Origin of the sequence: Paenibacillus pinisoli, from assembly GCF_003605435.1 — a bacterium.
Lineage (GTDB): Bacteria > Bacillota > Bacilli > Paenibacillales > Paenibacillaceae > Pristimantibacillus > Pristimantibacillus pinisoli.
The window spans coordinates 208,886-235,144 of the sequence record NZ_QXQB01000004.1; the positions used below are offsets into that span (position 1 = coordinate 208,886).

25 protein-coding genes and 1 other annotated feature are annotated in these 26,259 nt (G+C 52.4%); of the genes, 18 read left to right on the forward strand and 7 right to left on the reverse strand.

Annotated features, from left to right (window positions below; all coding sequences use genetic code 11):
* Positions 1–201 precede the first annotated feature (201 nt).
* A complete protein-coding gene (gene ahpC, locus D3P09_RS18135; RefSeq protein ID WP_120112816.1) occupies positions 202–765 on the forward strand; it encodes an alkyl hydroperoxide reductase subunit C in 564 nt (187 codons plus the stop codon).
* A gap of 12 nt (positions 766–777) precedes the next feature.
* Positions 778–2,307 carry an alkyl hydroperoxide reductase subunit F gene (ahpF, locus tag D3P09_RS18140; RefSeq protein ID WP_120112817.1) on the forward strand — a complete coding sequence of 510 codons (1,530 nt, stop codon included), beginning with the start codon at positions 778–780 and terminating at the stop codon, positions 2,305–2,307.
* 491 nt (positions 2,308–2,798) lie between these two features.
* Here the strand turns inward: ahpF and D3P09_RS18145 are convergent, their stop codons facing one another.
* The gene (locus D3P09_RS18145; protein ID WP_120112818.1) at positions 2,799–3,227 is read right to left on the reverse strand and encodes an SRPBCC family protein; all 429 of its coding nucleotides are present in this window, start codon (positions 3,225–3,227) and stop codon (positions 2,799–2,801) included.
* A gap of 170 nt (positions 3,228–3,397) precedes the next feature.
* Between D3P09_RS18145 and D3P09_RS18150 the strand changes: the two genes are divergently transcribed.
* From D3P09_RS18150 to D3P09_RS18165, 4 genes are all read left to right on the forward strand, one after another.
* Positions 3,398–3,922 (forward strand): DinB family protein, encoded by a 525-nt coding sequence (locus tag D3P09_RS18150; protein ID WP_120112819.1) that lies wholly within the window; start codon positions 3,398–3,400, stop codon positions 3,920–3,922.
* 85 nt (positions 3,923–4,007) lie between these two features.
* Positions 4,008–4,240, forward strand: a binding site (T-box leader).
* 90 nt (positions 4,241–4,330) lie between these two features.
* On the forward strand, positions 4,331–5,593 hold the full coding sequence (tyrS, locus tag D3P09_RS18155) for a tyrosine--tRNA ligase (RefSeq protein WP_120112820.1): 1,263 nt from the start codon (positions 4,331–4,333) through the stop codon (positions 5,591–5,593).
* 338 nt (positions 5,594–5,931) lie between these two features.
* Complete coding sequence (locus tag D3P09_RS18160) at positions 5,932–9,063, forward strand: ATP-binding protein (protein WP_120112821.1); 3,132 nt, start codon at positions 5,932–5,934, stop codon at positions 9,061–9,063.
* Positions 9,038–10,144, forward strand: a complete 1,107-nt coding sequence (locus D3P09_RS18165) for a response regulator (protein ID WP_120112822.1) — start codon at positions 9,038–9,040, stop codon at positions 10,142–10,144. Before D3P09_RS18160 ends, D3P09_RS18165 begins: the two co-directional genes overlap by 26 nt.
* Positions 10,145–10,568: 424 nt before the next feature.
* Here D3P09_RS18165 and D3P09_RS18170 read toward each other — a convergent pair whose 3' ends face one another.
* The 3 genes from D3P09_RS18170 to D3P09_RS18180 form a co-directional block, all read right to left on the reverse strand.
* Entirely contained in the window at positions 10,569–10,778 is a 210-nt protein-coding gene (locus D3P09_RS18170) for a hypothetical protein (protein WP_120112823.1), read from the reverse strand.
* Positions 10,759–10,938, reverse strand: a complete 180-nt coding sequence (locus D3P09_RS18175) for a hypothetical protein (protein WP_120112824.1) — start codon at positions 10,936–10,938, stop codon at positions 10,759–10,761. Before D3P09_RS18175 ends, D3P09_RS18170 begins: the two co-directional genes overlap by 20 nt.
* Positions 10,939–11,036: 98 nt before the next feature.
* Entirely contained in the window at positions 11,037–12,491 is a 1,455-nt protein-coding gene (locus D3P09_RS18180; protein WP_120112825.1) for an MFS transporter, read from the reverse strand.
* Positions 12,492–12,752: 261 nt separating this feature from the next.
* Between D3P09_RS18180 and D3P09_RS18185 the strand changes: the two genes are divergently transcribed.
* The 3 genes from D3P09_RS18185 to D3P09_RS18195 are packed head-to-tail and all read left to right on the forward strand — an operon-like array spanning position 12,753 to position 15,254.
* A complete protein-coding gene (locus D3P09_RS18185; protein WP_120112826.1) occupies positions 12,753–13,250 on the forward strand; it encodes an RNA polymerase sigma factor in 498 nt (165 codons plus the stop codon).
* Positions 13,243–14,202 (forward strand): hypothetical protein, encoded by a 960-nt coding sequence (locus tag D3P09_RS18190; protein ID WP_120112827.1) that lies wholly within the window; start codon positions 13,243–13,245, stop codon positions 14,200–14,202. Before D3P09_RS18185 ends, D3P09_RS18190 begins: the two co-directional genes overlap by 8 nt.
* A 17-nt stretch (positions 14,203–14,219) precedes the next feature.
* Positions 14,220–15,254, forward strand: coding sequence for a copper amine oxidase N-terminal domain-containing protein (locus D3P09_RS18195; RefSeq protein WP_165867493.1), 1,035 nt, complete (start codon positions 14,220–14,222; stop codon positions 15,252–15,254).
* A gap of 99 nt (positions 15,255–15,353) precedes the next feature.
* Here the strand turns inward: D3P09_RS18195 and D3P09_RS18200 are convergent, their stop codons facing one another.
* The gene (locus D3P09_RS18200; protein ID WP_120112829.1) at positions 15,354–16,238 is read right to left on the reverse strand and encodes a LysR family transcriptional regulator; all 885 of its coding nucleotides are present in this window, start codon (positions 16,236–16,238) and stop codon (positions 15,354–15,356) included.
* Positions 16,239–16,353: 115 nt separating this feature from the next.
* Here D3P09_RS18200 and D3P09_RS18205 point away from each other — a divergent pair, with 115 nt between their 5' ends.
* On the forward strand, positions 16,354–17,523 hold the full coding sequence (locus D3P09_RS18205) for an MFS transporter (protein WP_120112830.1): 1,170 nt from the start codon (positions 16,354–16,356) through the stop codon (positions 17,521–17,523).
* A gap of 83 nt (positions 17,524–17,606) precedes the next feature.
* Here the strand turns inward: D3P09_RS18205 and D3P09_RS18210 are convergent, their stop codons facing one another.
* Complete coding sequence (locus D3P09_RS18210; protein ID WP_120112831.1) at positions 17,607–18,008, reverse strand: hypothetical protein; 402 nt, start codon at positions 18,006–18,008, stop codon at positions 17,607–17,609.
* A gap of 112 nt (positions 18,009–18,120) precedes the next feature.
* Between D3P09_RS18210 and D3P09_RS18215 the strand changes: the two genes are divergently transcribed.
* A complete protein-coding gene (locus D3P09_RS18215; protein WP_120112832.1) occupies positions 18,121–19,128 on the forward strand; it encodes an ATP-binding cassette domain-containing protein in 1,008 nt (335 codons plus the stop codon).
* Positions 19,125–19,940: an ABC transporter permease gene (locus D3P09_RS18220; RefSeq protein ID WP_120112833.1), complete on the forward strand. Its 816-nt coding sequence runs from the start codon at positions 19,125–19,127 to the stop codon at positions 19,938–19,940. The genes D3P09_RS18215 and D3P09_RS18220 overlap by 4 nt, the downstream gene beginning before the upstream one ends.
* A 13-nt stretch (positions 19,941–19,953) precedes the next feature.
* On the opposite strand, the gene D3P09_RS18225 is transcribed toward D3P09_RS18220, so the two are convergent.
* Positions 19,954–20,478: a TetR/AcrR family transcriptional regulator gene (locus tag D3P09_RS18225; RefSeq protein ID WP_207892514.1), complete on the reverse strand. Its 525-nt coding sequence runs from the start codon at positions 20,476–20,478 to the stop codon at positions 19,954–19,956.
* 241 nt (positions 20,479–20,719) lie between these two features.
* Here D3P09_RS18225 and D3P09_RS18230 point away from each other — a divergent pair, with 241 nt between their 5' ends.
* The 6 genes from D3P09_RS18230 to D3P09_RS18255 all read left to right on the forward strand — a co-directional run bounded on the left by D3P09_RS18230 (position 20,720) and on the right by D3P09_RS18255 (position 26,234).
* Positions 20,720–21,721, forward strand: a complete 1,002-nt coding sequence (locus D3P09_RS18230; protein ID WP_341538298.1) for an ABC transporter substrate-binding protein — start codon at positions 20,720–20,722, stop codon at positions 21,719–21,721.
* A gap of 36 nt (positions 21,722–21,757) precedes the next feature.
* On the forward strand, positions 21,758–22,774 hold the full coding sequence (locus tag D3P09_RS18235; RefSeq protein WP_120112835.1) for a FecCD family ABC transporter permease: 1,017 nt from the start codon (positions 21,758–21,760) through the stop codon (positions 22,772–22,774).
* The gene (locus D3P09_RS18240) at positions 22,761–23,795 is read left to right on the forward strand and encodes a FecCD family ABC transporter permease (protein WP_243644294.1); all 1,035 of its coding nucleotides are present in this window, start codon (positions 22,761–22,763) and stop codon (positions 23,793–23,795) included. Before D3P09_RS18235 ends, D3P09_RS18240 begins: the two co-directional genes overlap by 14 nt.
* A 410-nt stretch (positions 23,796–24,205) precedes the next feature.
* Positions 24,206–25,180, forward strand: coding sequence for a helix-turn-helix transcriptional regulator (locus tag D3P09_RS18245; RefSeq protein WP_120112836.1), 975 nt, complete (start codon positions 24,206–24,208; stop codon positions 25,178–25,180).
* A gap of 72 nt (positions 25,181–25,252) precedes the next feature.
* On the forward strand, positions 25,253–25,852 hold the full coding sequence (locus tag D3P09_RS18250) for an SRPBCC family protein (RefSeq protein WP_120112837.1): 600 nt from the start codon (positions 25,253–25,255) through the stop codon (positions 25,850–25,852).
* 1 nt (position 25,853) lies between these two features.
* A complete protein-coding gene (locus D3P09_RS18255) occupies positions 25,854–26,234 on the forward strand; it encodes a VOC family protein (RefSeq protein ID WP_120112838.1) in 381 nt (126 codons plus the stop codon).
* Positions 26,235–26,259: the final 25 nt, after the last annotated feature.

Consider the following 26,259-nt stretch of genomic DNA (forward strand, 5'->3'; position numbering starts at 1 on the left):
TGTAAAAAGGCTGCTCCAGGTGTAAGAGAAGGCAATTTAGGGAAGGATAGTTCATTGGCAACCTAGAATAAGATATAGACGCGAACGAGAATGAAAATTATTGTCGAACAGCTCTCAAAACACTTGACAAGCTGTCGCCTAGTAATTAATATTAGTTTATAATCATTACAAACAATAAACGATTCTCAGGAGGAACTAAACATGTCTCTAATTGGAACAGAAGTACTACCGTTTAAAGCATCCGCATACCACAATGGTCAATTCATCGAAGTATCCGAAGCTGACTTCAAAGGCAAGTGGAGCGTAGTATGCTTCTACCCTGCTGACTTTACTTTCGTATGTCCAACTGAGCTGGGCGATCTTCAAGATCAATACGAGACGCTGAAATCCCTTGGCGTTGAAGTGTACTCCGTATCGACTGATACTCACTTTACTCACAAAGCTTGGCATGACAGCTCCGAGACTATCGGCAAAATCACATATATCATGATCGGCGACCCGTCGCACACGATCTCCCGCAACTTCGACGTTCTGATCGAAGCTGACGGTCTGGCTGACCGCGGCACTTTCATTATCGATCCAGACGGCGTTATCCAAACGGTTGAGATCAACGCTGGCGGCATCGGCCGTGACGCAAGCACGCTGGTAAGCAAGATCAAAGCGGCTCAATACGTACGCAACAACCCAGGTGAAGTATGCCCTGCGAAATGGCAAGAAGGCGGCTCCACTTTGAAGCCAAGCCTTGACTTGGTAGGCAAAATCTAAGGAGCTGTTCCTATGGTACTAGACGGAGATATTAAGGCACAACTAAACCAATACCTTCAGCTTATGGAAGGCGATGTGTTGATCAAGGTCAGCGCGGCATCCGATCCCGTGTCGAGCGACATGCTGGAGCTGATGGATGAACTCGTCGGCATGACATCCAGAATTACGGTCGAGAAAGTTGAACTGGCGAGAACGCCAAGCTTCAGCGTGAACCGTGTCGGTGAAGACACAGGTGTGGTTTTTGCCGGTATCCCGCTCGGACATGAGTTTACATCCTTCGTGCTGGCTTTGCTGCAAGTAAGCGGCAGAGCCCCGAAGGTCGACCAAAGCGTTATTGATCAAATTAAAGGCATCAAAGGCGAATATCAATTCGAATCGTTCGTGAGCCTGAGCTGTCACAATTGTCCTGATGTCGTCCAGGCGCTCAACTTGATGAGCGTACTGAATCCTGGCATCACACATACGATGATTGACGGCGCAGTATTCAAGGAAGAAGCGGAAAGCAGAGATGTTATGGCTGTTCCTTCCGTATTCCTGAACGGCGAATTCTTCGGCAGCGGACGCATGTCCATCGAGGAGATTCTCTCCAAGATCGTCGAAGCGCCTGACGCTTCTGAATTTGACAACAAAGAGCCTTTCGATGTGCTCGTCGTAGGCGGTGGCCCAGCCGGCGCTAGCGCGGCAATCTATGCCGCTCGCAAAGGCATCCGTACAGGTATCGTGGCTGAGCGCTTCGGCGGTCAAGTGATGGATACGGTCGGCATCGAGAACTTCATTAGCGTGAAGTATACCGAAGGTCCGAAGCTGGCGGCCAGCCTGGAAGAGCATGTGAAGGAATACAATGTAGACGTCATGAAGCTTCAGCGCGCCAAGCGTCTGGAGAAACGCGACTACATTGAGCTTGAGCTTGAGAACGGCGCTGTGCTGAAGAGCAAGACTGTGATCTTGTCCACAGGCGCCCGCTGGCGCAATGTCGGCGTGCCGGGCGAGGAAGAGTTCAAGAACAAAGGCGTAGCTTATTGCCCGCACTGTGACGGTCCGCTGTTCGCAGGCAAGAACGTCGCGGTTATTGGCGGCGGCAACTCCGGCATCGAAGCTGCGATTGATCTCGCCGGTATCGTCAGTCATGTGACGGTTCTGGAATTCAATGCAGAGCTGAAAGCGGACGGCGTGCTGCAGGATCGCCTGTACAGCCTGCCTAACGTAACCGTCCTGAAGAACGTTCAGACGAAGGAGTTCACCGGTACAGACAAGCTGAACGGTGTCACTTACATTGAGCGCGACACAGGTGCGGAGAAGCATATTGAGCTGCAAGGCGTATTCGTACAGATTGGCTTGGTGCCGAATACGGATTGGCTGGGCGATGCTGTTGAGCGTACGCGCATGGGCGAGATCGTCGTGAACAATCACGGCGCGACAAGCCTGCCGGGCGTATTCGCTGCCGGCGATTGCACGAACAGCCCGTACAAGCAGATCATTATCTCTATGGGATCCGGCGCTAATGCCGCCCTGGGCGCATTTGATTATCTGATCCGCAATTAAACGGTCATTATAGAGCCGTCCGACTGTCATGTTGACAGTCGGACGGTTTTTTTCGTTGTATCAGGAAATGATGCAATGATAGAAATGTGGATAAATTCGTCGAAAGGGGATCTCTATGCAGCAAAAACCAGCTTACGTTAGCTAAACAGCCCTTGAGGTTAGCTGAAGCGGAGCCCTTGAAGTTAGCTGAAGCAACCCTTGAAGTTAGCTGAAGCAGAGCCCTTGAAGTTAGCTGCAGCAGTCCTTGAGGTTGGGCAAGCCATTTTTTGAAATTCGTAAGGGAACTACGAGACTCTATTTGCCCGTTTGTGTATCATTTTTAAACAGTAAAGGAACTGAGAATCCATATTTGTCCTAAATGAACCGAAATACGGGTCGGATGATGCAAATAAGGCATCTTAGTTCCGTTAGCCGTATAAACGTATAAAAAATCGAAGCATAGAGTCTCTTAGTTCCGTTAGAAGGCAAGGCAAGATCAGAATTGAGAGAGCTCAAAACTTGCGCCTCTGAAAAGGCATCCCTTGGCCTTCCTCGCAATACAGCTTCAGGCTATAGAGAAACATTGCCCAATTATAATTGCAGGAACGATAAAAGTCGGTAACCTTTGCCCAGTTCGTTTGGCGGAATGTGACATAGGTTTTTCCCTTTTTCTCTTCAAGCTCGAACGACAGCGAGGTACCTACCCACTCAGGATCCGATTCCACGCATAACCATTCGATGCGCTCCCCCGGAATCAGCTCCACGATTTGCATTTTAGTCAGATCGTCGGATCCGAATTGAAATTCGTTGACTGCTCCAACCAGTTCATGCACGGTCAATTCATTCGTCCAGACCTCGGACAGACCCTTTGCGGTCGTCAGTGCGAAGTATACGTCTGCGGCAGAGGCTTTCACAATTTGCAGATGCTCGATATCAGCCATCTCTTTCAATCCCTTCTTTACTGGTCTTATACACAGTATAACAACAAGATTGGCAACGCATTTCTTGCATCTTGCTATCCATATCAATGGATGAAATGCTATAATTTGATAATATTCAATTAGGATGCGGGTTGAACGGCAGCTTCATATACGAAGGAGTGCATTCGGGGATGATTCGTGATTTGCAAGGCGATTCCGCTATGACGCCTATTGTGGGTATGCTTTATGCGGCTGTACGGGAAAACAATGAGCGGTTGAAGGCCATTACGGACGGCATGTCTCAGGGTGAAGTGGATTATAGAGGGCCGGATAACAGCTTTAACAGCACGGCACAGCTCATCCGACATCTTCTTTTCGTGGACCTGAACTGGGTGTACCGGATTCAGGGGCAGCAGCTGCCGCAGGCATTAATGGAGCAATACGGACCTATGATTGACGAGAGCAACAGGCTTCCTATGATCTCTGGCGTTCCTCTGAACACATTGATTTCCCAGTACGAACATGTCTTGCATTTGCTGCAAGAGGCTTGCGTTCGCTTGAAGGATACCGACCTGGACCGCGTCGTTGCTTTTGGGCATGAGAACGAGAAGCGGGCTACCATTCGCTGGGGATTGTGGCATATCGCCGACCACAGCCGCTATCATCAGGCACACATCCATTTACTTCGAAAGTGGTATCGAACGGAACGAGCGTGAAGCATACTGCGCCAGAATAAAATCATCTCCATCGCCAGTTGACATTAGTTCATGATTTCACTATACTAACTCTTAATCTTATATGCGATATACGTTGAAAGAGCCCAGTAGCAGCTTCTTCCCTGTTCTAGAAAGCCGGGGGTCGATGGAACCCGGTACACAAGAAGACATGCGAATTACACTCTGGAGTATCCCGGGTAATGCCGGGCGGATACGGCGAACGATAACTCGCCAAGAGCGGTATCAACAGCATGCGCCTGGCGTATAGCTTCGTTGGTGCAATCTGGGTGGTAACACGGTTATTCAATCGTCCCTATGTCTACAATAGACAAGGGGCGATTTTTTGTTTTTCAACGCGGATTCATCATTCGTATAAGAACTAATAGGACATTGAAGGAGTGTATCGCTGTGAATATTATCGACGAACTCGAATGGCGCGACGCCATTAACCAGCAGACGGATGCCGAGGGGCTCCGCGAATTGACGAATCAGAAGGCGCTGTCTCTGTACTGCGGCGTAGACCCGACAGGCGACAGCATGCATATCGGCCATTTGATTCCGTTTATGGTGCTGAAGAGATTCCAGCTGGCAGGACACCGACCGGTCATTCTAATCGGCGGTGCAACCGGCACAATCGGCGATCCGAGCGGGCGCCAGACGGAGCGCTCCCTGCAGACGCTGGAGCAAGTCCAGGCGAATGTAGAAGCTCTTACCGCGCAATTGAAGAAGCTGTTCATCACTGACGGGGACAATGAGATTCGTATGGTGAACAACTACGACTGGACGCATAAAATCAATATCATTGAATTTCTGCGCGACTACGGCAAGAACTTCAGCATCAATTCAATGCTGGCCAAAGATGTGGTATCGAGCAGGCTGGACAGCGGCATCTCCTTCACAGAGTTCTCCTACCAGATTCTGCAGTCGCTTGATTACCTGCATCTGTACCAGCATGAAGATGTTCAGCTTCAAATCGGCGGCTCCGATCAATGGGGCAATATTACAAGCGGCCTTGACCTGATTCGCAGAAAAGAAGGCTCCGAGGCAAAAGCGTTCGGACTTACCATTCCGCTGATGCTGAAGGCTGACGGCACGAAATTCGGCAAAACGGCTGGCGGATCGATCTGGCTTGACCCGAACAAGACAACGCCGTTCGAATTCTACCAGTTCTGGACCAACACCGACGACCGCGATGTCGTCAAATACTTGAAGTACTTCACATTCCTGTCCAAAGAAGAAATCGAATCGCTGGCCGCCAAGGTGGAATCCGAGCCTCATAAGCGCGAAGCGCAAAAGACGCTGGCGGAAGAAATGACTAGATTCGTTCATGGCGAGGAAATGTTGGAGCAAGCGAAGCGGATTACGGCAGCCTTGTTCACCGGCGATATCAAGTCGCTTACAGCGGACGAAATCGAGCAAGGCTTCAAGGATATGCCTACGTTCGAAGCTTCGCAGGAAACCAAAAACATCGTAGAGTGGCTGGTCGATCTGGGAATTGAGCCTTCCAGGCGTCAAGCGCGCGAGGATATTACGTATGGCGCTATCTCCATGAACGGGGAGAAAGTAAGCGATTTGGAGCTGGCGGTAACGCCGGACCAAGCAATTGGCGGCCGGTTCATCATTATCCGCAAAGGCAAAAAGAATTACAGTCTGGTCAAGTTATCCCAATAGGCCATATAACGAGAAGCTGTCCTTCCATTGTGAAGGATGGCTTCTTTTTTTGTGCATGCAAATCGCCGGGTTGCGGCGCCTATTTCGAGTTGGATCGAAGGAATGAGCCGTTGCTTGTTTATTATTTGTTTATTGGCAATTGGTATGATTTTGTCGCCATTCCGACTGCTGTGATTCGGGAATGCTTGCGCTCCAGGAAAAACTTCTTTACTCCTATTCATAGACTAATATAATTACGATAGTGGCAGTGATAGCAATGACAAGGCCGGGCTGCCCCATACCTGCACTGGCCGTAAGCCGAATACCTGGTGAGCCTGTCGTCGAAAGGGGCAACAGCGGTGTTGAGAAGGATTTTAATTATTAGCTTTATTGGCATTCTAACCATTTCATTAATACCACTATCGATATACATGGATAAAGGCAACCGGGCGGAGGATCCGAAGGTTCGCCAAGGCGTTATGGATTTATCGGACTGGTCCTATAAGGACATCGGCAGAATCAGACTGGATGGCGAATGGGAGTTCTATTGGGATCAGCTGCTTGAGCCTGCGGATTTCGAGACTTCTTCTGCAGAAGCGCTGCCGGACTTTATCTATATGAAGGTGCCTTCCACTTGGAACGGCACGGCATATGACGGCAGCCACCTGCCTGCATACGGCTCCGCTACCTACCGGGCTGTGTTGAGGAATGTGCCTGAGTCGGGAATCTATGCGATCAAGAAGACGAATATCCGGTTTTCCAGCGTAGTCTATGTTAATGGAAAGCGCTTATTGGAGGACGGCGTTACGGCAAGCAAGCAAGAAGAGTACAGTGCGGGCAACGTTCCGAAGTTTGGGCTGTTCGCATCCGAGCAAGGGGCAATAGAGATAATCGTTCAAGTCTCCAACTATGATTATATTAATGGAGGTATTCCGCTCTCGATTTACTTCGGCGAGCAGACAGCGATGGTAGGGCATGAAGAGAAGACGCTTATGCGGGAGTTCAGCATACTTGCCATATTGGGCACGCTTGCGCTCATCTATCTCATTTGCTATTTTGCAGCGTTTATTTTTCATAGGCGGGATTATTCGTTGCTGGCCTTTTCGCTTATATGCCTCCTGTTTGCCGCCTACCACGGCTTGATCGGGGAGAGGTCGCTTCTGCAATTTTTGCCGGACCTGCCGTTTCAGTTGCTCTATAAATGGAAGGACATCATATCTACCGCATGCTTTATTATACTGGCCATCATCTTCTATCAGCTGCAGAAAAGCATCGCTTCCTTGAAGTTTACACGAGCGATTACGGCAGTGTTGGGCTTCTTTATCGTTTTGATTGCGATATTGCCGATTCATACCTACACGCCAATTCAGGTATATGTCGTCATCATCTATGAATTCATGCTGATCTGGATGCTGGTGAAGGTAGCGGGACTGTATATCGGAGGCGAGCCGAGAGACCGTCTCAAGTCCTTGCTGTGGTATGTTGCGATATTAACGATCAACCTCTATTCGCTGGACATTATATTGCAAGCGGTCTCCTGGAAGGAAAGTCTGTGGCTAGGCCAGTTCTACATTGTATTTTTCAACCTCATTATGATAGGGCTTATCGTGCTTAGATTTTTCGAGGCGTATCATACGATTAACGCGATGAAAAATCAATTGGTGCAGCTGGATAAAATCAAAGATGACTTCCTGTCCGATACATCCCATGAGCTGAAGACGCCGTTGAATGCGATCGTGAGCATCACTGACACGCTCCTCAAGGGGGCAGAGGGCCCGATGAACGAGGGGCAAGCCCGCAATCTCGCCATCGTGATGGGCAGCGGCCGCAGATTAACCCTGATGGTTAACGAATTGCTCGATTATTCCAAGCTGAAGCATGGAGACATTGTGCTGTACCGCAGTCCAATTGATCTGGCTGCAGCTGTCGATTCAGTCATCCGCATTCATTCCTTCCTGCTTGCCGGCAAAACAATTGCGCTCGTGAATCGGGTGGATGCAGCGATGCCGCCAGTCTATGCGGACGGGAACCGGCTGCAGCAAATCATGCACAATCTGATCGGCAACGCCATCAAATTTACGAATCAGGGCTATGTGGAAATAAGCGCAGTCATGAATGGCAATCAAGTTGAAGTTCTGGTGCGCGACTCTGGAATTGGCATTGCCGAGCATATGCAGAGCAGAATATTCCAGGCCTTCGAGCAAGCGTCCGACGCAATTCCATCGCCGGAAACAGGAACAGGCCTCGGACTTAGCATTACGAAGAAGCTGGTCGAACTGCATGGCGGAACGATCGGTGTCGAATCCGCTCCAGGCGAGGGATCGTTGTTCAACTTCACCTTGCCGCTGGCAACAGCCAAGACGATTAGAAGCTACTCGGAGACGGCGGCAGCAGCGGAATCGGATACCGAGATCCGCCAGCCGGATTACCCGCTCTATGTGAAGGGAGACATCGATGAAACGATTCTGGTGGTGGACGATGATTTCGCCAATCTGCAATCGATGATCAATCTATTGCGGCTTGAGGGTTATTCCTTCGTTGTCGTCAATCGAGGGGAGCTGGCGCTTCAGGAGATTGCGAGGCGTCCGGAATTTTTCCTCGTGCTGCTTGATATCTCGATGCCGGATATGACGGGATATGAGGTGCTTCAACGAATCAGAGAACGGTTCTCGATCTTCGAGCTGCCTGTCCTTATGCTTACCGCCAAGAACAGGGTGAACGACATGAAGCTGTCGATGGACAACGGAGCCAATGATTTTGTCGGAAAGCCATTCGAAGCAGAAGAGCTGATGGCCCGAGTCAGGAGCTTGACTCGATTGAAGGCCTCGATGAAAAACGCCAAGGATGCAGAGATGGCTTTCCTGCGCTCCCAGATCAAGCCGCATTTTTTGTACAATGCATTGAATTCCATTGCCGAGCTGTGTGTGGACGAGCCGGAGCGGGCGGAGCAGCTGACGCTTCATCTCTCGCAATATTTGCGTAGCAGCTTCGACTTCAAACAATTGGACTCCTTAACCACGCTGGATAGCGAGCTGAAGCTGGTGGAGGCTTATGTGCATATCGAGCAAGCCCGGTTCGGGGATAGGCTGCAAGTGGTCTATGAGGTGAAAGCGAATATGATGATACTGATTCCCCCGCTGATCCTGCAGCCCCTGGTGGAGAATGCGATTCGCCACGGGCTGATGTCCAATCTGGCCGGAGGCAGGGTTATCGTCGCCATAACAGAACAGAATGGGATCGTAACCTTCAAGGTAGAGGACGACGGCTGCGGAATGAGCGAGCAGAAGCTCGAGCAGACGCTTAGAAAAGACGTAGAACGCAGAGGCGTCGGATTATGGAATATTGACAGGCGCATTAAGCTCATCTATGGGCAACAGATTCATATCAGCAGCCGCGAAGGGGCGGGAACGGTTGTATCGTTCCAGATTCCGGTGCAGCTGCGCAGGCAGATCGGAGAGATGAGGCATGCTGAGAGCGATTATAGTAGATGATGAGCCGTTGTCGGTCAAACGGTTGAATAGAATTTTATCGGAAAGCGGAACGGTTGAAGTATGCGGCGCGTTTCTCAGTCCTCTGGAAGCTTGCCAGTATGCCGAAGAGAATCCGTTTGATGTTGCTTTTCTCGATATTTCGATGCCGGAGATTGACGGCATGTCCTTATCCGAGAGGCTGACGGAGCTTCACCCGTCCATCCATATCGTATTTGTTACGGGCTATGATGAGTATGCGGTACAAGCTTTCGAGATGAATGCGCTGGATTATTTGATGAAGCCGGTCACGGCAGAGCGTGTTGCGCGCACTTTGGATCGCATCCGAAGCAGGCCAGCCGCCCCGGCTCCGGAGCCGCTCTTCGCTGTCCGCTTGTTCGACGGACTTAGGCTGTTCCGTCAGGACGAAGAACGTATCCTGCTCAAGATGAGAAGTCCCAAGACGGAGGAATTGCTCGCCTTTCTGATCTATAGGAGGAAAGTAAGCCGCGAAGAAATTATCGATACGCTGTGGGGCGGGCTAGAACCGGAGAAAGCCCATAAAAATCTCAACTCCACCCTGTATTATATACGGAAGGCGATTAGCGGCGCCCAGCTCGACAATCCCATTAAAACCTACCGGAAGGAGATCTGGATTGAAGAGAAGCATATCGTCTGCGATCTGTACCGGTTCGGCCGGCTCGTCAAGCAGATCAGACAGGGACAAGGCACAGCAGTGCTGCCCTTAATTGAACAAGCGGTGGAATGGTATACCGGGCCGCTGCTGAACGGAAAGGGCTATGAGTGGGCAGACGCATACAGAAGACAGCTGGAGCGCGAATACACTCAGCTGCTGGAGCTCGCGGGGAAAATCCAGCTGGAGCGCGGCGAGCGGGAGTCAGCTTTGCATTATTTTGAAGCGATTCTGAAGCTCGATCCGCTGCGGGAGGATGTCAGCCTGGAAGCGATTAAGATCTACATTGCGGTAGGCAGAATGAATGAGGCAATTCGCCATTACTATCAATTAGAGCAGCTTCTTCAACAGGAGCTTGGCACACAGCCTGATCCCCGAATGGCAGAGATGATCCGTATTGCCATTCGATGAAAAGGTTGTATAACGAAGAAGACGGGGCTGTCTCAAAAGGGAAGAACGGATAAATCAATCCAAACGTAGAATTTAAAAGCCTTCAAAACCACCGCGAAAGTGGGTTTGAAGGCTTTTTGCTTGCTTGAAATCTTTTTTGGCAACTGCGGAATAGCTCTAAGCCAAGTTTCTCGGCATGCAGCTTGTTTTCTGCTGGGCGACACGCCTCTAGGCCGAGTTTCTCGGCATGCAGCTTTGTTTTCTGCTGGGTGGCACGCTCTAGGCCGAGTTTCTCGGCATGCAGCATGGTTTTCCGTTCGACGGTACGTTCTAAGCCGAGTTTCTCGGCATGCAGCTCTGTATTCCGCTCGGTGGCACGCTCTATGCCGAGTTTCTCGGCATGCAGCTTTGTGCTCCGCTGGGCGACACGCTCTAGGCCGAGTTTCTAGGCATGCAGCTTTGTGCTCCGCTGGGCGGCACGCTCTAGGCCGAGTTTCTCGGCATGCAGCTTTGTTTTCTGCTGGGTGACACGCTCTAGGCCGAGTTTCTCGGCATGCAGCTTTGTTTTCTGCTGGGTGGCACGCTCTAGGCCGAGTTTCTCGGCATGCAGCTTTGTTTTCCGCTGGTGGCACGCTCTAGCCGAGTTTCTCGGCATGCAGCTTTGTTTTCTGCTGGGTGGCACGCTCTAGGCCGAGTTTCTCGGCATGCAGCTTTGTGCTCCGCTGGGCGGCACGCTCTAGGCCGAGTTTCTCGGCAAGCAGCTTTGTGCTCCGCTGGGCGGCACGCTCTAGGCCGAGTTTCTCGGCATGCAGCATTGTTTTCCGCTGGGCGGCACGCTCTAAGCCGAGTTTCTCGGCAAGCAGCTCAGCTTTCCTCTCGCTCGCACGGGGTAGTCCCGTCTTGCAAGTTCGTCTTATTGGCTCACTGCTTGTTCTTTGCGTCTGCTGACCAATACGATAGCGGCGAAGCAGAGCAGCACCGCGCCAGTGAAGAGGAAGCCTTCGCTCTCATCGAACGGCAGCCAGCCCAGCAGCGAGGATCCGGCAACTACGCCCAGCGAGAAAAAGGCGTAAAAGTAGCCGTATGCCTTGCCCCGCAGCTCTGCCGGAGTCGCTCGAATTAGCATAGTGTTGATCGACGGGAACAGGAAGGCGAAGCCGACTCCGTAGAGTCCCAGCACGGAGTAAAGCGCCCAGGTCGTATCGGATTGGCTGATCAGCAGCTGGCTTATGCCCATTAGGCCGATGCCCAGCGCCATCGTAATGGACGGAGCAACCTTATCGAATATGCGGTTCGTTGGAAGCACGAAGATAAGAACCGCAATGATGCCGAAGGCGCTCATGAGCGTGCCGCTCAGTCTGGAATCATAACCTAGCGACTGGACATGGAGCGGCAGCAAGTAGGCAATGACGCCCTGCGAGAACATCAGGAAAAACGCGCCGCCGTAAGCTTTCAAGACTGCTGTATTAAGGAACGGTCCTGCCTGGGTATTCTCGTCCTTCTCCTTCTTGGCGATCTTGTACTTGCCAAGGAAGATCGCGGACAAGACAGCAAGCGCGAGCCCCATCATCGATACACAGGTGAAGACGAAGGGTACGGATGTTTTGCTGGCCATGATACCGCTGAACGCGGGACCTATAATCGCGGCAAGTCCGACGAACGTGCCGGTAAAAGCCACCTTTTTCCCTTGTTCGTTCTGCACGGTCGTGTTGGCAGAGAAGGTGAAGGCAGCCGGCACGATCAAGCCCGCGACAAAGCCGTGAATAAGCCGAACGACGATCAGCCAGGCCGGCTGATCGACGAATTGATAGAGCAGCAGCGCGCCGCTTGACAGAACCAGTCCAGCCATCAGGATTTTGAACGGGCCGATTTTGTCGGTCATAATGCCGGATAGAATATTGCCGAGCGTATTGGACAGCGAGTACAGTCCGATGACGAATCCGACTATGAACGAGCTGGCGCCGATCGAGGAGGCGAAGGTGCTCATGACCGGCAGCTGCGAGAACAGATCGAAGAAAGAGAAGAAGACGATGCTGTATACAAGCAGCGCGTAATTGAACGGCTTCACCGAATATTTGGCCTGGGCTTTCTTCAGCTGCCAGTCCAGCACAAAGTTGCCGAACGGAACAAATGCCGCGAGCACTGCTGCGCCTGACCAGAGCAGATTCCATCTGATTCGGAGCGCTGCGTACAGAATAGCGAGAGCGTAGAGGCTGAATATGCCTCCGTGGAGGCTGCCGACGATCGTGACGGCGTTGTCCATCCCCCATATATATTTGAGCGGCATCGCGATGCCGAGCAAGACTAAGAGCGACAGGCCGTCGAATAGTCCGGTAATGCGCAATAGTCGTATTGGATGTGCTTTCACTTGGGTTGGCTCCTAATATCATGATGTGCATCGATTCATGCTGACTCTATTCTATCACTTTATGGCGGCAGGATTGCATGGAAAGATGAACAAATAGGTAGAATTGAAGAGCATGGCATTCATAAATCAGTCAAATCATACCACTGACTCGCTGTTAGGGTTGTTTTACAATGAATAAATGCGGCCTCCAAAAATTTTTTATAATAAAATCGAACATTTTGCCTATCTCGATTGTGTTAATAGTAAAGGGGGGACAGCAGCATGGAGGATGCCTTGCAGCGTACGGGCAAGGATATCACTCACATCTACAATAGTCATGCAGATACGATATACAAGGTCTGTTTCATGATGTTAAAAAATGTGGTTGATGCGGAGGAAGCAACGCAGACGGTCTTCTTGAAGCTCATGAGATCAGGCCCGACGTTTCGAGACACCGAGCATGAGAAGGCTTGGCTTATTGTGACTGCCCGCAATCATTGCAAAAATATGCTTAGACATTGGTGGAGACGGCTGCGCGTCACACTGGAAGAAAGCGATCAGAAGCAGTTATCCGAAGAAATCAGGCACGACGATCTGTTAGATGAAGTGCTATCCCTTCCTGAGAAATACCGTTTGCCGATTTACTTGCATTATTACGAAGGATACAGCACGAAGGAAATAGCAGATATGCTTTCTATTAAAGAACCGACCATTCGCACACGGCTACATACGGGAAGGAAACTACTGAAGCTGTCGATAGGTGGTGAGCGATATGAATGAGAAGGAACTGATCGCCCGCATGTCGAAGCTTGGCCCGTCCAAGAAGCAGAAGGAGCGGATGCTAAGCCGCATTCTCAGCCAAGAAGCGAGAAAGAAGCCTCCATTGAGAAGGAGCGTTAAAATCGCCATTCCTGCAATCGGCTGCGCTGTGCTGTCTATGGCACTTGTCTTTCCTGTCTTCTTTAAAGCTGATCCGGCCATTCCGTCGCTTACAGCGCTTCAGCAAGTCCAGCCGACGACATTTACCGTGACCCCGCGGAGTATGCCGCTATCGGTATCGCTAGGCCCGCTGAAGATGCTGAATTACAATGGATACCGTTATACGTTCTTGAATGATGGGGCTCCATTCGATCTTACGGATAGGACGCCGAGGGCCGGGGATAAGCTCGGAACCTTGCAATACGATCTGAAATCGGATATGGAGAACGGCGGCAAGAACGGGTACGCCGTATTGGATTATGCGACGACCTACTTGCTTGGGGGCACGATCTATCAGCTTCAGGGCTATGATCCCGCCTTCCGGCTGGCGGTGGAGCATGAGGGACGTTATTATATTGTCCAACTATCCGGCAGAACGGATAATAGCGTTATCCCGGCCGGCGATTATGCGGAGGCAGCGGAGCTGGCACGGCTGACCAAAGAAATTGACATCATGAATCACAGCGGCAGCGTGCAGCTTCATGTCCTCCACCGGAAGAAGGATATTCGGGAGTGGATCGGGATGTTTAGCCAAAGTGAAACGGCGGTTAATAGAGATAGAGAAGCTGATGAGCAGTGGGCCAAAGCCCAGTCCGAAGGAAAATCCTATCTGGCCAAGCTTCGACTGAAGGACGGAACGGCGATTGACATGTTTGTTGTACCGGAGCTGGGCATGGCCGCAATCGGCGACAATCGTTATATCCTGCCGGAATCGTTCAGTGAAGCTTACGCCGATTTATTCCATAATCCATAATGAGAGGGAGAATGACGATGAAGAGATATGTGAAACATACCATTTGCGCATTGACAGCAGTAGCTTGTCTGACAGGAGGAGCTTCGGCATTCGCAAGCGAGGCGCCGCAACAGGCTGTTCCAATCAGCGCGCCGATTGTGCCGATAAGCGCCCCGGCTTATGAAATCATGCAGCAGAACTGGCTGGATTCTATTATGGTGTACGGTACGGTTTCGTTTTTGGAAGACGGCCGCATCATGCTGGAGAACAACAACGAGAATGCCCAGTTTGACAAAATCATTCTGAACGTTAGCGAAGATACGCTGATCCTGGACGCGGTGAGCGGATTGCCGAAGTCGATCAAGGATATTCGCGAGGACGAGATCATCTATGCTTATGTAGGCCCTGCGATGACGATGAGCCTGCCGCCGATGACACACGCTGAGCTGCTGCTCACGTCGATTCCGGCTGACTTTGCCGTACCGACTTATGAAGAGATCGATAACGTGAAGCAAGAAGAGAATGGCAATGTTATCGTCCATACGAACCGTGATGCGACTTACACCGTAACGGATGACACGGAGCTGTTCCCTTACCTGACGAAAAACATCGTGACCAAGCATAATCTGAAGCCGGGCACCAAGCTGCTGGTATGGAAGCAGATTGTACAGGGCGAAGGAGCCGAGGAAGCGGCTGAATCGACTAAAATGATGGTGTTCCCATACTCCTATAACGGTTATGTGCAAGCAGGCCTGGAGAACTTGTACGTGAATGACGAGAAGCTTGAGCTTGCGGCAAGCGAGCAGCCATACGTTTCGAACGGCCGTCTGATGCTTCCTTTCCGTCAAGTCGTGGAGTCGCTTGGCTACACAATCGAATGGAATGCGGAGACTAGCAGCATTAAAGTGCTGAAAGGCGACCAGGAGCAGTACAGCTTTGCTGCCCGCGGCACCGAGTTTTTGAAGGGCGAAGACACGTATACGCTGACCGAAGCGGCTGCTTTGAAGAACGGTGTAACGTTCATGGCGGCGGATGACCTGCTTCTGCTTAGCGGCGCGAAGCTGGTAGAGTAGTTATCAACAAGCATAAGCTAATATAGCTTTATGTTAAGGAGCTGTCCTGGAGGCCAATTGGCCTTGGGACAGCTCCTTTTAAGTTTCAGTAACCATTCATTACTTGCTGAAAAAATCAATCAGCCACTTCGTCAGCTGGCGATGGGCTTCGCTGATATAACGCTCCGAGCCGTAGATAAGCTCCAGATGGCGCATCGGCGCATGATCCGAGATCGGGATGGCGACTATCTCATGGCGCATGGATTCTTGTTTGAGCAGGTTCAAGGGCTGAATCGTCGCGCCAACACCGGCGCGCACCAACTGCAGGAGAGAGATGGCCGTGCTGGTTTCCATGACGGTCGAAAGCTGGAAGCCGCCTTTCTCCCGGCATACCGTCTCCACCAGATCGCGGCCAATGAAGCCGCGCGGGTACATGACAATCGGAATTTGCTCCAGTTCCCGCAGCTTAATGGAAGCTCTGCCGGCAAGCTCGCTTCCGGAATGGACAAGCAGGTAGTAAGGCTCAGAGCGGAGCGGGATTTGCACCAGCCGTTTGTCGGGCGGAGTTCTGAGCGCTATTCCGATATCGGCCCGATTGCTTAGCACCTCCTCCAGGATTTGAATGGTGGAGAAGGCCTGCAGCTGTATGTCGGGGTATTCGGAATGGAAGTGGATAAAGAGAGGCACCAGTTGGAAGTCTAAGTCTGAGGGCAATACGCTAAGACGGACGGTGCCCCGAGCCGACGACATCAGCTCCTTTATCGCGATCTTGGCATCCTGCTCTGCCAAGAGCATGCGCCCTCCGTGGAGGTGCAGCAGCTTGCCGGCTTCGGTCGCCACCACTTGCTTGCCGATCCGATCGAATAGCGGCATCCCAAGCTCTGCTTCCAGCACGCGGATCTGCTGGCTAAGTGTAGGCTGGGAAATGCCCAGCGATTCAGCCGCTTTCGTGAAGTGCAGATGCTCATAGACGGCCATAAAATATTGGATATGCCGAGTGTCCATCGCTTGCTCCTTGGATGATAGTTTTTTACTATTATAATAATAGAAATTATAGGATTGATCAATGGATTTGGAGTCTCTATACTTGTGTACACAGATATAGAGGGAGTGACCATATATGAAGAAACTATTTTGGCTGCTGGCGATTTTTATCGCAGCGCTTAACCTAAGACCGATCATCTCGTCCGTCGCGCCTCTGCTTGGGAACATGCAAGCAAGCCTTGGCATGAACGCGCTGACGGCCAGCTTGCTTACGACGCTGCCAGTACTGTGCATGGGCCTCTTTGCCCCTGCGGCGACTGCGCTGCGTGATCGGTGGGGGCTGGAGCGCACCATTTTTGCCGCGTTGGTGCTCATTACAGGCGCAACAGCGCTTCGAGGCGTAATCACCTCCGTCGGCGTGCTTGTCATTACAGCTATTGTCGGCGGAATCGGCATAAGCCTCGCTGGGCCGCTGCTGTCCGGATTTATCAAAAAATATTTTCCGACCAAGCCGGGCATTGTGAGCGTATATTCCGTATCCTTGACCGTAGGCGCAAGCGCCGCATCTGCGCTGTCGATTCCGGTATTTAATCGCCATAATCAAAGCTTATCCTTTACGCTTGCGATCTGGGCTATTCTGGGCATCCTCGCTTTGCTGATCTGGCTTCCGTTTATCGGGAAGAAGGATCAAGCGGCAAGCGCGGTACGTTCCAAGCTGCCGCTGACCAATAAGCGTGCCATTCTGCTGACCTTGTTTTTCGGCTTGATGTCCAGCATGTTCTATTCGCTAACCGCATGGGTTTCGCCTATCGCACAGAGCCTCGGCTACAGCAAGTCAAGCGCAGCCATGCTGCTCACCGTATTTACGATCATCCAAATTCCGGTGTCCATGACGCTTCCAAGTCTGGTAGCCAAATACGGCAAACGCGGGTTTTTCCTCGTCGCATGCAGCATCTCTGAGCTGATCGGCATCATCATGCTGCTGCTCCATATGCCGATGCTGCCTGCCGTAGTCTTCTTGGGCATAGGAGCAGGAGGATTGTTCCCGCTGGCGCTTATGCTGCCGATTGTGGAGACGAATACGGCGCAGGAAGCGGGCGCGTGGTCGGCCATGTCCCAATGCGGCGGATATCTGATTGCGGCAATGGGACCGCTACTAATCGGCGGATTGTATGATTATTACGGCAACTTCACAGTTGCTCTTGTCGCCATGCTCGTTATTATCATGGTTATGATTGTCGTCCAGCTGCTCCTGTCCAAAAGCCCGGACAGTGTCAGGGTGGCGGAAGGCCGGGGATTAGTCTAATAATGTTTTTGAGGAAGGGACTATTCTGACGGAAGCAGCGGATAAGCTATTTCCATATGTTGATGAAAAAGCCATCAAACCCATCACAAAAGCGGGTTTGATGGCTTTTCTCTTGGGAGCTCTAAGCCGAGTTTCTCGGCCAGCAGCCCTGTTTTCCGCACGACGATGCGCTCTAAGCCGAGTTTCTCGGCCAGCAGCCCTGTTTTCCGCACGACGATGCGCTCTAAGCCGGGATTCTCGTCCAGCAGCCCTGTTTTTCGCTCGACGATGCGCTCTAAGCCGAGTTTCTCGTCCAGCAGCCCTGTTTTTCGCTCGGCAACCCGCTCTAAGCCGTGTTTCACGGCCAGCAGCCCTGTTTTTCGCTCGACGATGCGCTCTAAGCCGAGTTTCTCGTCCAGCAGCTCAGCTTTCTTCTCGGCTGTCCCAAAAGTATCGATAGATGTCTGAGAAACGCCCCTTCTAACGATTAACCGTGTATGGCACAACTGTTTGCTTTTGGAACAGCTCCTCTTTTTTATCGTTCCGTAGTTTTGTTTAAATTCCGTTTAAATAAGATCGTTAAGATCGCTATAGATCAGATACAGAGGAGGAAATGCAATGATGGATAGGAGTGAATGGGCCGTTGAGGCCCGAGGGCTTGTGAAAGTTTTCGGAGACCATCGTGCGGTGGATGGGGTGGATCTGAACGTTCGCGCAGGCACGATCTACGGTGTACTGGGGCCGAACGGCGCCGGAAAGACAACGACGATCCGCATGCTGGCAACCTTGCTTAGACCGGACGGGGGTTCGGCCCGCATATTCGGACATGACGTGACGAAGGAATCTCAAATTGTGAGGCAGCTTATTGGCGTAACGGGGCAGTATGCTTCAGTCGACGAATCGTTAAGCGCCATGGAGAACCTCATTATATTCTCGCGGCTGCTTGGGCTTAGCCGCTCGGAAGCGAAGCGCAAGGCGGAATCGCTGCTGGAGGAATTCAGCTTGACCGAAGCGGCGAAGCGCCCGCTGAAGAACTTCTCCGGCGGCATGCGGCGCCGGCTTGATCTGGCAGCCAGCCTGATCGCGCAGCCGCCGCTTATCTTCCTGGATGAGCCGACGACTGGACTGGATCCGCGCACGCGCGCCCAGATGTGGGAGACGATCCAGCGGCTTGTGAAGACGGGATCGACCGTGCTGCTGACGACCCAATATCTGGATGAGGCCGACCAGCTGGCGGACCGGATCGCGGTTATCGACCACGGGCGGGTCGTAGCGGAAGGTACGGTAGATGAGCTCAAAGGCTCCGTCGGAACTTCGTCTCTGCATCTCAGCGTTCAGCATCCGGGCCAAATCGAAAGCGCGCGCCAGATGGTGGAGCGGGTGCTGAACGTCCTACCCAGCGTCGCGTACGATTCCGGCAAAATTACGGCGCCGATGGCGAATGCCGATGGCGTGACCGATCTTCTGATTGCGCTTCGCGAGGCGGGAATCCCGCTCGCCGAGATGAGCGTGCAGAAGCCAACGCTGGATGAAGTGTTCTTGACGATTACAGGCAGCGCTGCCTCGAAGCAATCGGACTCGCCGCCGCAGCAACAAACCAAAAAAGCGGAGGTGGCTAACGTATGAGCCAGACGACGATGAACACAAAGGCGCATCGCGGGCTGAAAAACCGGACCGGCTTTCTCCAGTCGGTGCGCCATTCCCTGACGATGGCATATAGAGGGCTGCTGAAGCTGCGCCGCACGCCGGAGCAATTGTTCGATGTGACGCTTCAGCCGATTATTTTTACCCTAATGTTTACTTATATATTCGGAGGCGCCATCTCAGGCGATGTGCAGAGCTACTTGCCTGTCATCATTCCGGGAATTTTGGTTCAGACGGTCATTACGACGTCTATCGTGACCGGCGTCCAACTGCGGGAGGACATGGACAAAGGCGTATTCGACCGGTTCAAGTCGCTGCCGATCGCGCGGATCGCCCCGCTGGCGGGGGCGCTGCTGGCTGACACGGTACGTTATACGATTGCAACGGTGCTTACGTTTGCGATGGGTTATGTGATGGGGTATCGTCCTGAGGGAGGGCTAGCGTACGTAGCGCTGGCGGCGGTCATTGTCATTTTCTGCTCGTGGGCAATCAGCTGGATCTTTGCTTTCTTCGGCGTCATCGCCCGTACCGCATCCAGCGTACAGGGCATTTCGATGATCGTATTGTTCCCCTTGACCTTCCTCTCCAATGCCTTCGTGCCGGTGGAGACGATGCCGAACTGGCTGCAATGGTTTGTGAATATCAATCCGATCTCCCATCTCGTCACAGCCGTGCGGGATATGACCAATTCGGGCACGGTCGGCTGGGATCTCGCCATCTCGTTAATCGGCGCAGCGGTTATCGTTGCGGTATTCGCGCCGATTACGGTGCGCGCTTATATGCGGCGGACATAAGCAAGAATAAGGCTTAAGTAGCCGCATGCTCCATGCAATATTGGCGAATGGAATCGGTAAGCTGATACGTCAGCTTGCCGATTTGCTCTGCCGACTGAGCATAGTGCTGAAGGCTCCATTCAATGAGAATGCCGTGCAGGGAGGAGGAGAGGGAGCGGAAGACATAATAATGCATGTCGCCGATCGACGCCTGTGGACTCATGAAATAAGGGGTGTATTTCTCCTGAACGTAATACTCCAGGCTTCGATATATGATTTGCCTGATCTTGCGATCGGACAATTGAATGTTGTACAGCAGGGAAGCGGGAAGGAACTCCCTCCACATCTCAAAAAAAGCGACCAGCACGTCTGCGCCAGCCAACTGCCGTCCTTTGATCCGGTCGTCGAAGAAGTCGAATTGATGACAGAGGTAGTCGTACAAGATGTCGTCTTTATCCCCGTAGTTGCGGTAGATGGTTTGTCTGGCCAGTCCTGACTTCTTGGCAATCTCCGTCACTTTGATATCGGAGTAGGCCTTCGTCTCCATTAGGTAGAGCAAGGAGAGCGTAATCCATTCCTTCGATTGCTGCTGGCCTTCAATGAAATTGTGGTCGATGTGTTACACTTCCTTTGTTTTGTCCATTTTGGAGCCCGATCTATTGAAAAGGGTTAGCAACTATATTAGTGTTGTTATTGTAACATTTACTGAACCGCATGCGCATCGGTTGCAAGAGAGTGTTCTTTTTTTTCAACATCAAATGATAATGATACTCATTATTGAGATACGGGAGCGTAAAAAAGTGAAAAAACATAATACAACGATGAAAATGATGACAGCCGCTATGCTGGTCATTGTAATGGCTATGCTTGCGGGATGCGGCAGCAGCAAAGAAGCGAACACGGGGAACCAGGGCAGCGCCCCGGAATCTGCGACAACGCCGGAAGTGGAAGAAACGAGAACAATCGCGCATGCGATGGGCAATACAGACATTAAGGGCACGCCTGCAAGAGTGGTTGTCTTGACGACTCAAGGCACAGAAACCTTATTGGAACTTGGCATCAAACCGGTAGGAGCCGTCCAGTCCTGGATCGGCGACCCTTGGTATGACCATATAGCGGACCAAATGGAAGGGGTAGAGATTGTCGGCGACGAGACGCAGCCGAATATGGAGCTGATCGCCAGCCTTCAGCCGGACCTTATTCTCGGCACGAAGGTCAGACAAGAGAAGATCTACAGCCAGCTTAGCGCAATTGCCCCTACTGTGTTCACAGAAAATCTGGGCGACAGCATGATCGAGAACTTCACATTGTTCGCAAGCGCGCTTAACAAGGAAGAAGAAGGCGCGAAGGCGCTTGCTGGCTTCGAGAAGCTGGTAGAGGAGACGGCGGCCAAATTGGGCGACAAAACTCAGGCGGAAGTATCGCTTGCACGCTTCCAGGCGGGCAAAGCCAGAGTGTACTATAAGCAGAACTTCGCAGGCGTAGTTCTGGATAAGCTGGGCATTGCAAGAACGGAAGCGCAAAACAAACCGGAATTCGCCGAGGAAATTACGAAAGAGCAGATTAGCGTTCTGGATGGCGACGCGTTGTTCTACTTCGCATCAGACCGCGACGGCGAGACAGCAGCTGCCGATACCGCCAAGGAATGGCTGGCCGATCCGATCGCCCGGAATATGAAAGTGAATGGGAACGGGCAAATCTATCAGGTTGACGAAGCGATCTGGAACTCTGCCGGCGGCATCCTTGCTGCGAAGCTGCTGGTAGCGGACATCGAGAAGTATTTTACGAATATTCAACGTTAGCATCATGCGTTAACGGCATAGAAGGGAACTAAGGACATGAACTCTCTTTTGTCGACCGACAAAGGAAAAGCTGCCGGCTTTGCCGGCGCGCTGGCGCTGCTGATCCTCTCAGCCGCGGCCAGCGTCTTGTTCGGGCTGAGAAATTTTAGTCTGGATACCGTCATCCAGGCTTATACCTCGTATACGGGAAGCGATGAGCAGCTGATTATCCGCACCTCCCGTGTGCCGCGCGCCTTGACTGCCGCCGTTATCGGCTGCAGTCTTGCCGTTAGCGGCGTATTGCTGCAGGCGATGACGCGCAATCCGCTTGCATCGCCCTCGATTCTGGGCATCAACGCGGGTGCGGCTCTGGCGATTGTGTCGATGCTGTATTGGTATGGCGCGGTGTTTACGTTTGGCGATTTGATATGGGTGGCTTTTATTGGCGCTGGCATTTCCGCAGGGGCGATCTTTCTGATTGCGACAGCGGGCAAAGGAGGCATGACGCCGATCAAGCTGATCCTGACGGGATCGGCGCTTGCGTCCTTCGCCACTTCCATCAACTCGCTGTTCATGCTGATCAGCAATGAGACGCTGGAGGGTGCGCTTTACTGGCTGACCGGCTCGGTGTCGAACAGCAATCTGAATCATACGCTTCAATTGCTGCCGTATATGGCAGCAGGGTGGGTCATCGCGCTGCTCATGACACGCTCTCTCAATGTGATGGCGATGGGAGACGACGTTGCGATAGGGCTGGGCCAACGAATGGTCTGGGTTAAGCTGTTGACCTTGCTTGTCGTTGTGCTTCTCGCTGGAGGCAGTGTAGCGCTAGCCGGGCCGATTGCCTTTGTCGGCATTATGATCCCCCATATTTCGCGCTGGCTCATCGGCAATGACCACCGTTGGGTGCTGCCGTACAGCGCTGTGCTGGGCGCCGCTTTTTTGCTGCTGGCCGATACGTTGTCGCGGTTCTTGATCCATGGCAAAGAAGTGCCGGTAGGCGTGACTACAGCCGTACTTGGCGTCCCTTTTGTGGTGGCGCTCGTAAGGAGGAAGGCGCTTGGGCAGATTTAGACAATCTTACCGGAGGTTGACGGAGCGGCATCGCAAGCCGCTTGTTATGGTCCGGCTGCTGCTGCTTGCGGTAGTATTGCTTGCCGCCGTCATTGTGAGCATTGGACTCGGCAGTCTCCGTGTGCCGGTATCGGACGTGCTGCGTACGCTCGTGGGGCTTGGCGAGCAGAAGTACGAGCTGATTGTATACCAGCTTCGAATGCCGCGTATTGCGGCTTCTATTCTGGTAGGCGCCGCGATGGCGATCTCGGGTACGATCCTGCAAGCTTTGATCCGCAACCCGCTTGCTTCCCCTGACCTGCTCGGGACAACCTCGGGCGCGACAGCGGCGGTTGTCGCTTTTATCACGATTATGAACGGTCAAGTTGCCGTCGGCTGGATGCCGGTCGTGGCGATGGCTGGCGGCTGCATCGCGTCGGCGATTACATATTTGCTCGCTTGGAGAGGAGGCAGCTCGCCGCTTCGGATGGCGATGATCGGCGTATCCGTATCCTCTGCGATGGGGGCGCTGACCATTTATTTCACCCTTGCCGGACCGATTTATCTCGTCTCGCAGGCGCTTGGCTGGATGGCTGGAACGGTGTACGGCACGTCTTGGACTCATGTGCTTTATTTGGCTCCCTGGGTCGTAGTCGGCGGGGCGCTGGCGCTGTTCCAATCCAGAAGCCTCAACGTGCTGGAGCTGGGCGACCGGATTGCGATTGGCGTCGGGATGAGGGTGGAGCGGAACCGGTTCCTGTTCATCATTCTGGCTGTCGTTCTCGCCAGCGCTGCGGTCGGCATTGCTGGAGGAATCAGCTTTGTCGGCCTGATGGCGCCGCATATGGCCCGCAAGCTGGTGGGCAATCATAATGGCGCCATCGTGACGGCTTCCGCCTTGCTGGGCGCGCTGTTCCTCCTGCTCGCCGACCTTGTCGGTCGAACCGTCTTTGTTCCGCTGGATATTCCGGCCGGGATATTCACCGCGATTTTGGGCGCGCCTTTCTTTATCTACTTAATGTACAGGCATCGCCATGGATAGAAGAGGCTGACCTCTATTGCGCAATAGTTGCGCCACACACCGTTACATGCTCGAAAAGGGCGGGATCCCGTAAATAGCGTTGTCTAGCACCGTTGCATGCCTGGTTTCGCCCGAAAAGGCGAAATAGCAACGCCACCAAAACGTTAATCGCACTAAAAGTGCGTAGTCAAAATGAATGGCTAGATAACTAATAACGAACTAATTGTATGACACACCAAAAGCCAAAGATGGCGGTGCTGGGATATATCCTGGCATCGCCATCTATTGTTTTTTGCCGGTTCATTCATCAAGCGAGATGTGCTTCGAGTTAGCTTGCTTTTGAGACCCCCAAATTTTTATTACTCGGACTAGCCGACCATTTATAGTAAGATGAGGATACAATCAGAAGCAAGCGCGAGGAGGCAATACCGATGTCAAAAGCGGACAATATGCTCGCTATACTATGGCTGCTCAAGTCGCGGCGAAGAATGACGGCGAGGCAGCTGTCAGATGAGCTGGAGATCCATATCCGTACGGTCTATCGTTGCATCGACGCCTTATGTATATCCGGCGTGCCGATTGTAGCCGAGGTTGGACGGGAGGGCGGCTATACGATTCCCGATTCCTTGAAGCTGGAGCCGCTGTTCTTCGACGAGGAGGAGCAGAAGGCGCTCCTGCAGGCGGCGGCATTCGCCAGAGAAACGGGTTATCCGTCCGAAGAAGCGCTTAATCGGGCTATAGCAAAAATGAAGCGCTACACAAACCCGCAGCAGCTTGAGGCGATGGAGCGGCGCGAGACTCATATTGAAGTCATTCAGCCGCCTGAAGGCTCTGCTTTGACGGCAATTCTTGCAGAGCTGGAGGCTAGCATAGACGGGCAGGTCAGCCTGGATATGGCCTATACGAGCGCTTATGACTCCGGCGCTGCGAAGCGAAGAATCGATCCATACGGGCTTGTCCATTGGAGGGGCAAATGGTATGTCGTCGGTTACTGCCATCTGCGCGAAGAGATAAGAAGCTTCCGGGCAGATCGGATCGACCGGATTGCCAATACTTCGGAGCGTTTCGAACGGCCTGCTGCGTTCTCAGCACGGCAGCATTTGCTGGGGAGTCTGCTTGCCGGGCAAGGAGAAGATGATGCTTCAGATGATTCCCTAATCTCAGTGTTCATTCAAGGAACGCCGCAGGCGATCCAAGAGTTATGCGGACATTGGCTGCTCGGTCATGCCTTAATCAAGCGAACGGCGAGCGAAGCCAGCTTCCGGGTGGATGAACTGTCGCTGTATACACAGATAGCGTATTATCTCTTGTCCTTCGGCGGTAAGCTTAAGGTCGTCGAGCCGGAAGAGCTGAGAGAGCATATGATCGATATTACTGAAGATTTGCTGGATTATTATCGATCCTGAATTAAATACTGACCGTCCTTGTCAGTATTAACGTTCTATAATGAAGCATATCAATCGTCAGGAGGGTGCTGGATGCCGGGCTCCATTTTCAGACAAGAGGTTAAGCAAGCCACGGGAAAGACATGGGAAGAGTGGGTCGTTAGCCTTCAGCAATCCGTGGACCCTCAGTGGTCACATGAAGGAATCGCTTCGCATATCAGGGAACAATATGAGGCTTCGGAAGAATGGAGCGAGTGGATCGCTGTTATGTATGGCCAAGTTCTGGGCCGTATACCAGTCGGCGTAACGAAGGATGCAGGCGTGCAGATCGGTGTCAGAATAACAGTAGCGGTGCCGAAGGAACGGGTGTGGGATTATCTTGTATCTGAGGAAGGGTTGAAGCTGTGGATCGGCGAAGTGCCGTCAATTAAACTCAATCAAGGTGAGACCTATCAATCCGATGAAGGGGTATTCGGTAAGCTGACTGTCGTGAAGCCTTACCATAAGCTGCGGCTAACCTGGCAGCGCCCGGAATGGGACAACCCTTCCCGTCTGCAAATCTACGTGCTGTCCGCAAAAGGAGACAAGGCAACAATCGCCATCCATCAGGAGATGCTGGATGATGTTTATATGCGGGATATCATGAAGCTCTTCTGGGAGAAACAGCTGGATGAGTTGATAAGGGGGCTATAAGATGAACAGATTCAGCCATATCGATCTGAGAGTCAATGCGTGGGAACAGGTATGCGAGTTCTATGAGGGGCTGCTGCCCGAGCTGGGGTTCGTCAACACCTATCATTCCAGGGACTGGTACGTATTCGCCGCAGAGGGCGAGCTGCCGAGCGTTCCTTATTTCGCGATAACAGTAGACGCTAACCATAAGCCCAATAGTAATTTGATCGGATTCTGGGCTGTCGATCGTGCGGAGGTTGACCGGATTGCCGAGACGGTAAAGCGGCTGGGCGGGACGATCACCACCGGCCCGGGATTGCTGCCGATCAGCCCGACCTATTATGCTGTGTATTTCGAAGATCCTTGCGGCAACAAATATGAGATGATGCATCGCTTGAATTAGTATAAGAAGCAGAAAGCCGTTCGAG

Bases quoted from the DNA above. Each gene is read 5' to 3' on its own strand.
- ahpC (WP_120112816.1), top strand. From the start codon at position 202: ATGTCTCTAATTGGAACAGAAGTACTACCGTTTAAAGCATCCGCATAC.
- ahpF (WP_120112817.1), top strand. From the start codon at position 778: ATGGTACTAGACGGAGATATTAAGGCACAACTAAACCAATACCTTCAG.
- D3P09_RS18145 (WP_120112818.1), bottom strand. From the start codon at position 3,227: ATGGCTGATATCGAGCATCTGCAAATTGTGAAAGCCTCTGCCGCAGAC.
- D3P09_RS18150 (WP_120112819.1), top strand. From the start codon at position 3,398: ATGATTCGTGATTTGCAAGGCGATTCCGCTATGACGCCTATTGTGGGT.
- D3P09_RS18165 (WP_120112822.1), top strand. From the start codon at position 9,038: ATGCTGAGAGCGATTATAGTAGATGATGAGCCGTTGTCGGTCAAACGG.
- D3P09_RS18170 (WP_120112823.1), bottom strand. From the start codon at position 10,778: ATGCCGAGAAACTCGGCTAGAGCGTGCCACCAGCGGAAAACAAAGCTG.
- D3P09_RS18175 (WP_120112824.1), bottom strand. From the start codon at position 10,938: ATGCTGCATGCCGAGAAACTCGGCCTAGAGCGTGCCGCCCAGCGGAGC.
- D3P09_RS18185 (WP_120112826.1), top strand. From the start codon at position 12,753: ATGGAGGATGCCTTGCAGCGTACGGGCAAGGATATCACTCACATCTAC.
- D3P09_RS18190 (WP_120112827.1), top strand. From the start codon at position 13,243: ATGAATGAGAAGGAACTGATCGCCCGCATGTCGAAGCTTGGCCCGTCC.
- D3P09_RS18195 (WP_165867493.1), top strand. From the start codon at position 14,220: ATGAAGAGATATGTGAAACATACCATTTGCGCATTGACAGCAGTAGCT.
- D3P09_RS18200 (WP_120112829.1), bottom strand. From the start codon at position 16,238: ATGGACACTCGGCATATCCAATATTTTATGGCCGTCTATGAGCATCTG.
- D3P09_RS18205 (WP_120112830.1), top strand. From the start codon at position 16,354: ATGAAGAAACTATTTTGGCTGCTGGCGATTTTTATCGCAGCGCTTAAC.
- D3P09_RS18215 (WP_120112832.1), top strand. From the start codon at position 18,121: ATGATGGATAGGAGTGAATGGGCCGTTGAGGCCCGAGGGCTTGTGAAA.
- D3P09_RS18220 (WP_120112833.1), top strand. From the start codon at position 19,125: ATGAGCCAGACGACGATGAACACAAAGGCGCATCGCGGGCTGAAAAAC.
- D3P09_RS18235 (WP_120112835.1), top strand. From the start codon at position 21,758: ATGAACTCTCTTTTGTCGACCGACAAAGGAAAAGCTGCCGGCTTTGCC.
- D3P09_RS18245 (WP_120112836.1), top strand. From the start codon at position 24,206: ATGTCAAAAGCGGACAATATGCTCGCTATACTATGGCTGCTCAAGTCG.
- D3P09_RS18250 (WP_120112837.1), top strand. From the start codon at position 25,253: ATGCCGGGCTCCATTTTCAGACAAGAGGTTAAGCAAGCCACGGGAAAG.
- D3P09_RS18255 (WP_120112838.1), top strand. From the start codon at position 25,854: ATGAACAGATTCAGCCATATCGATCTGAGAGTCAATGCGTGGGAACAG.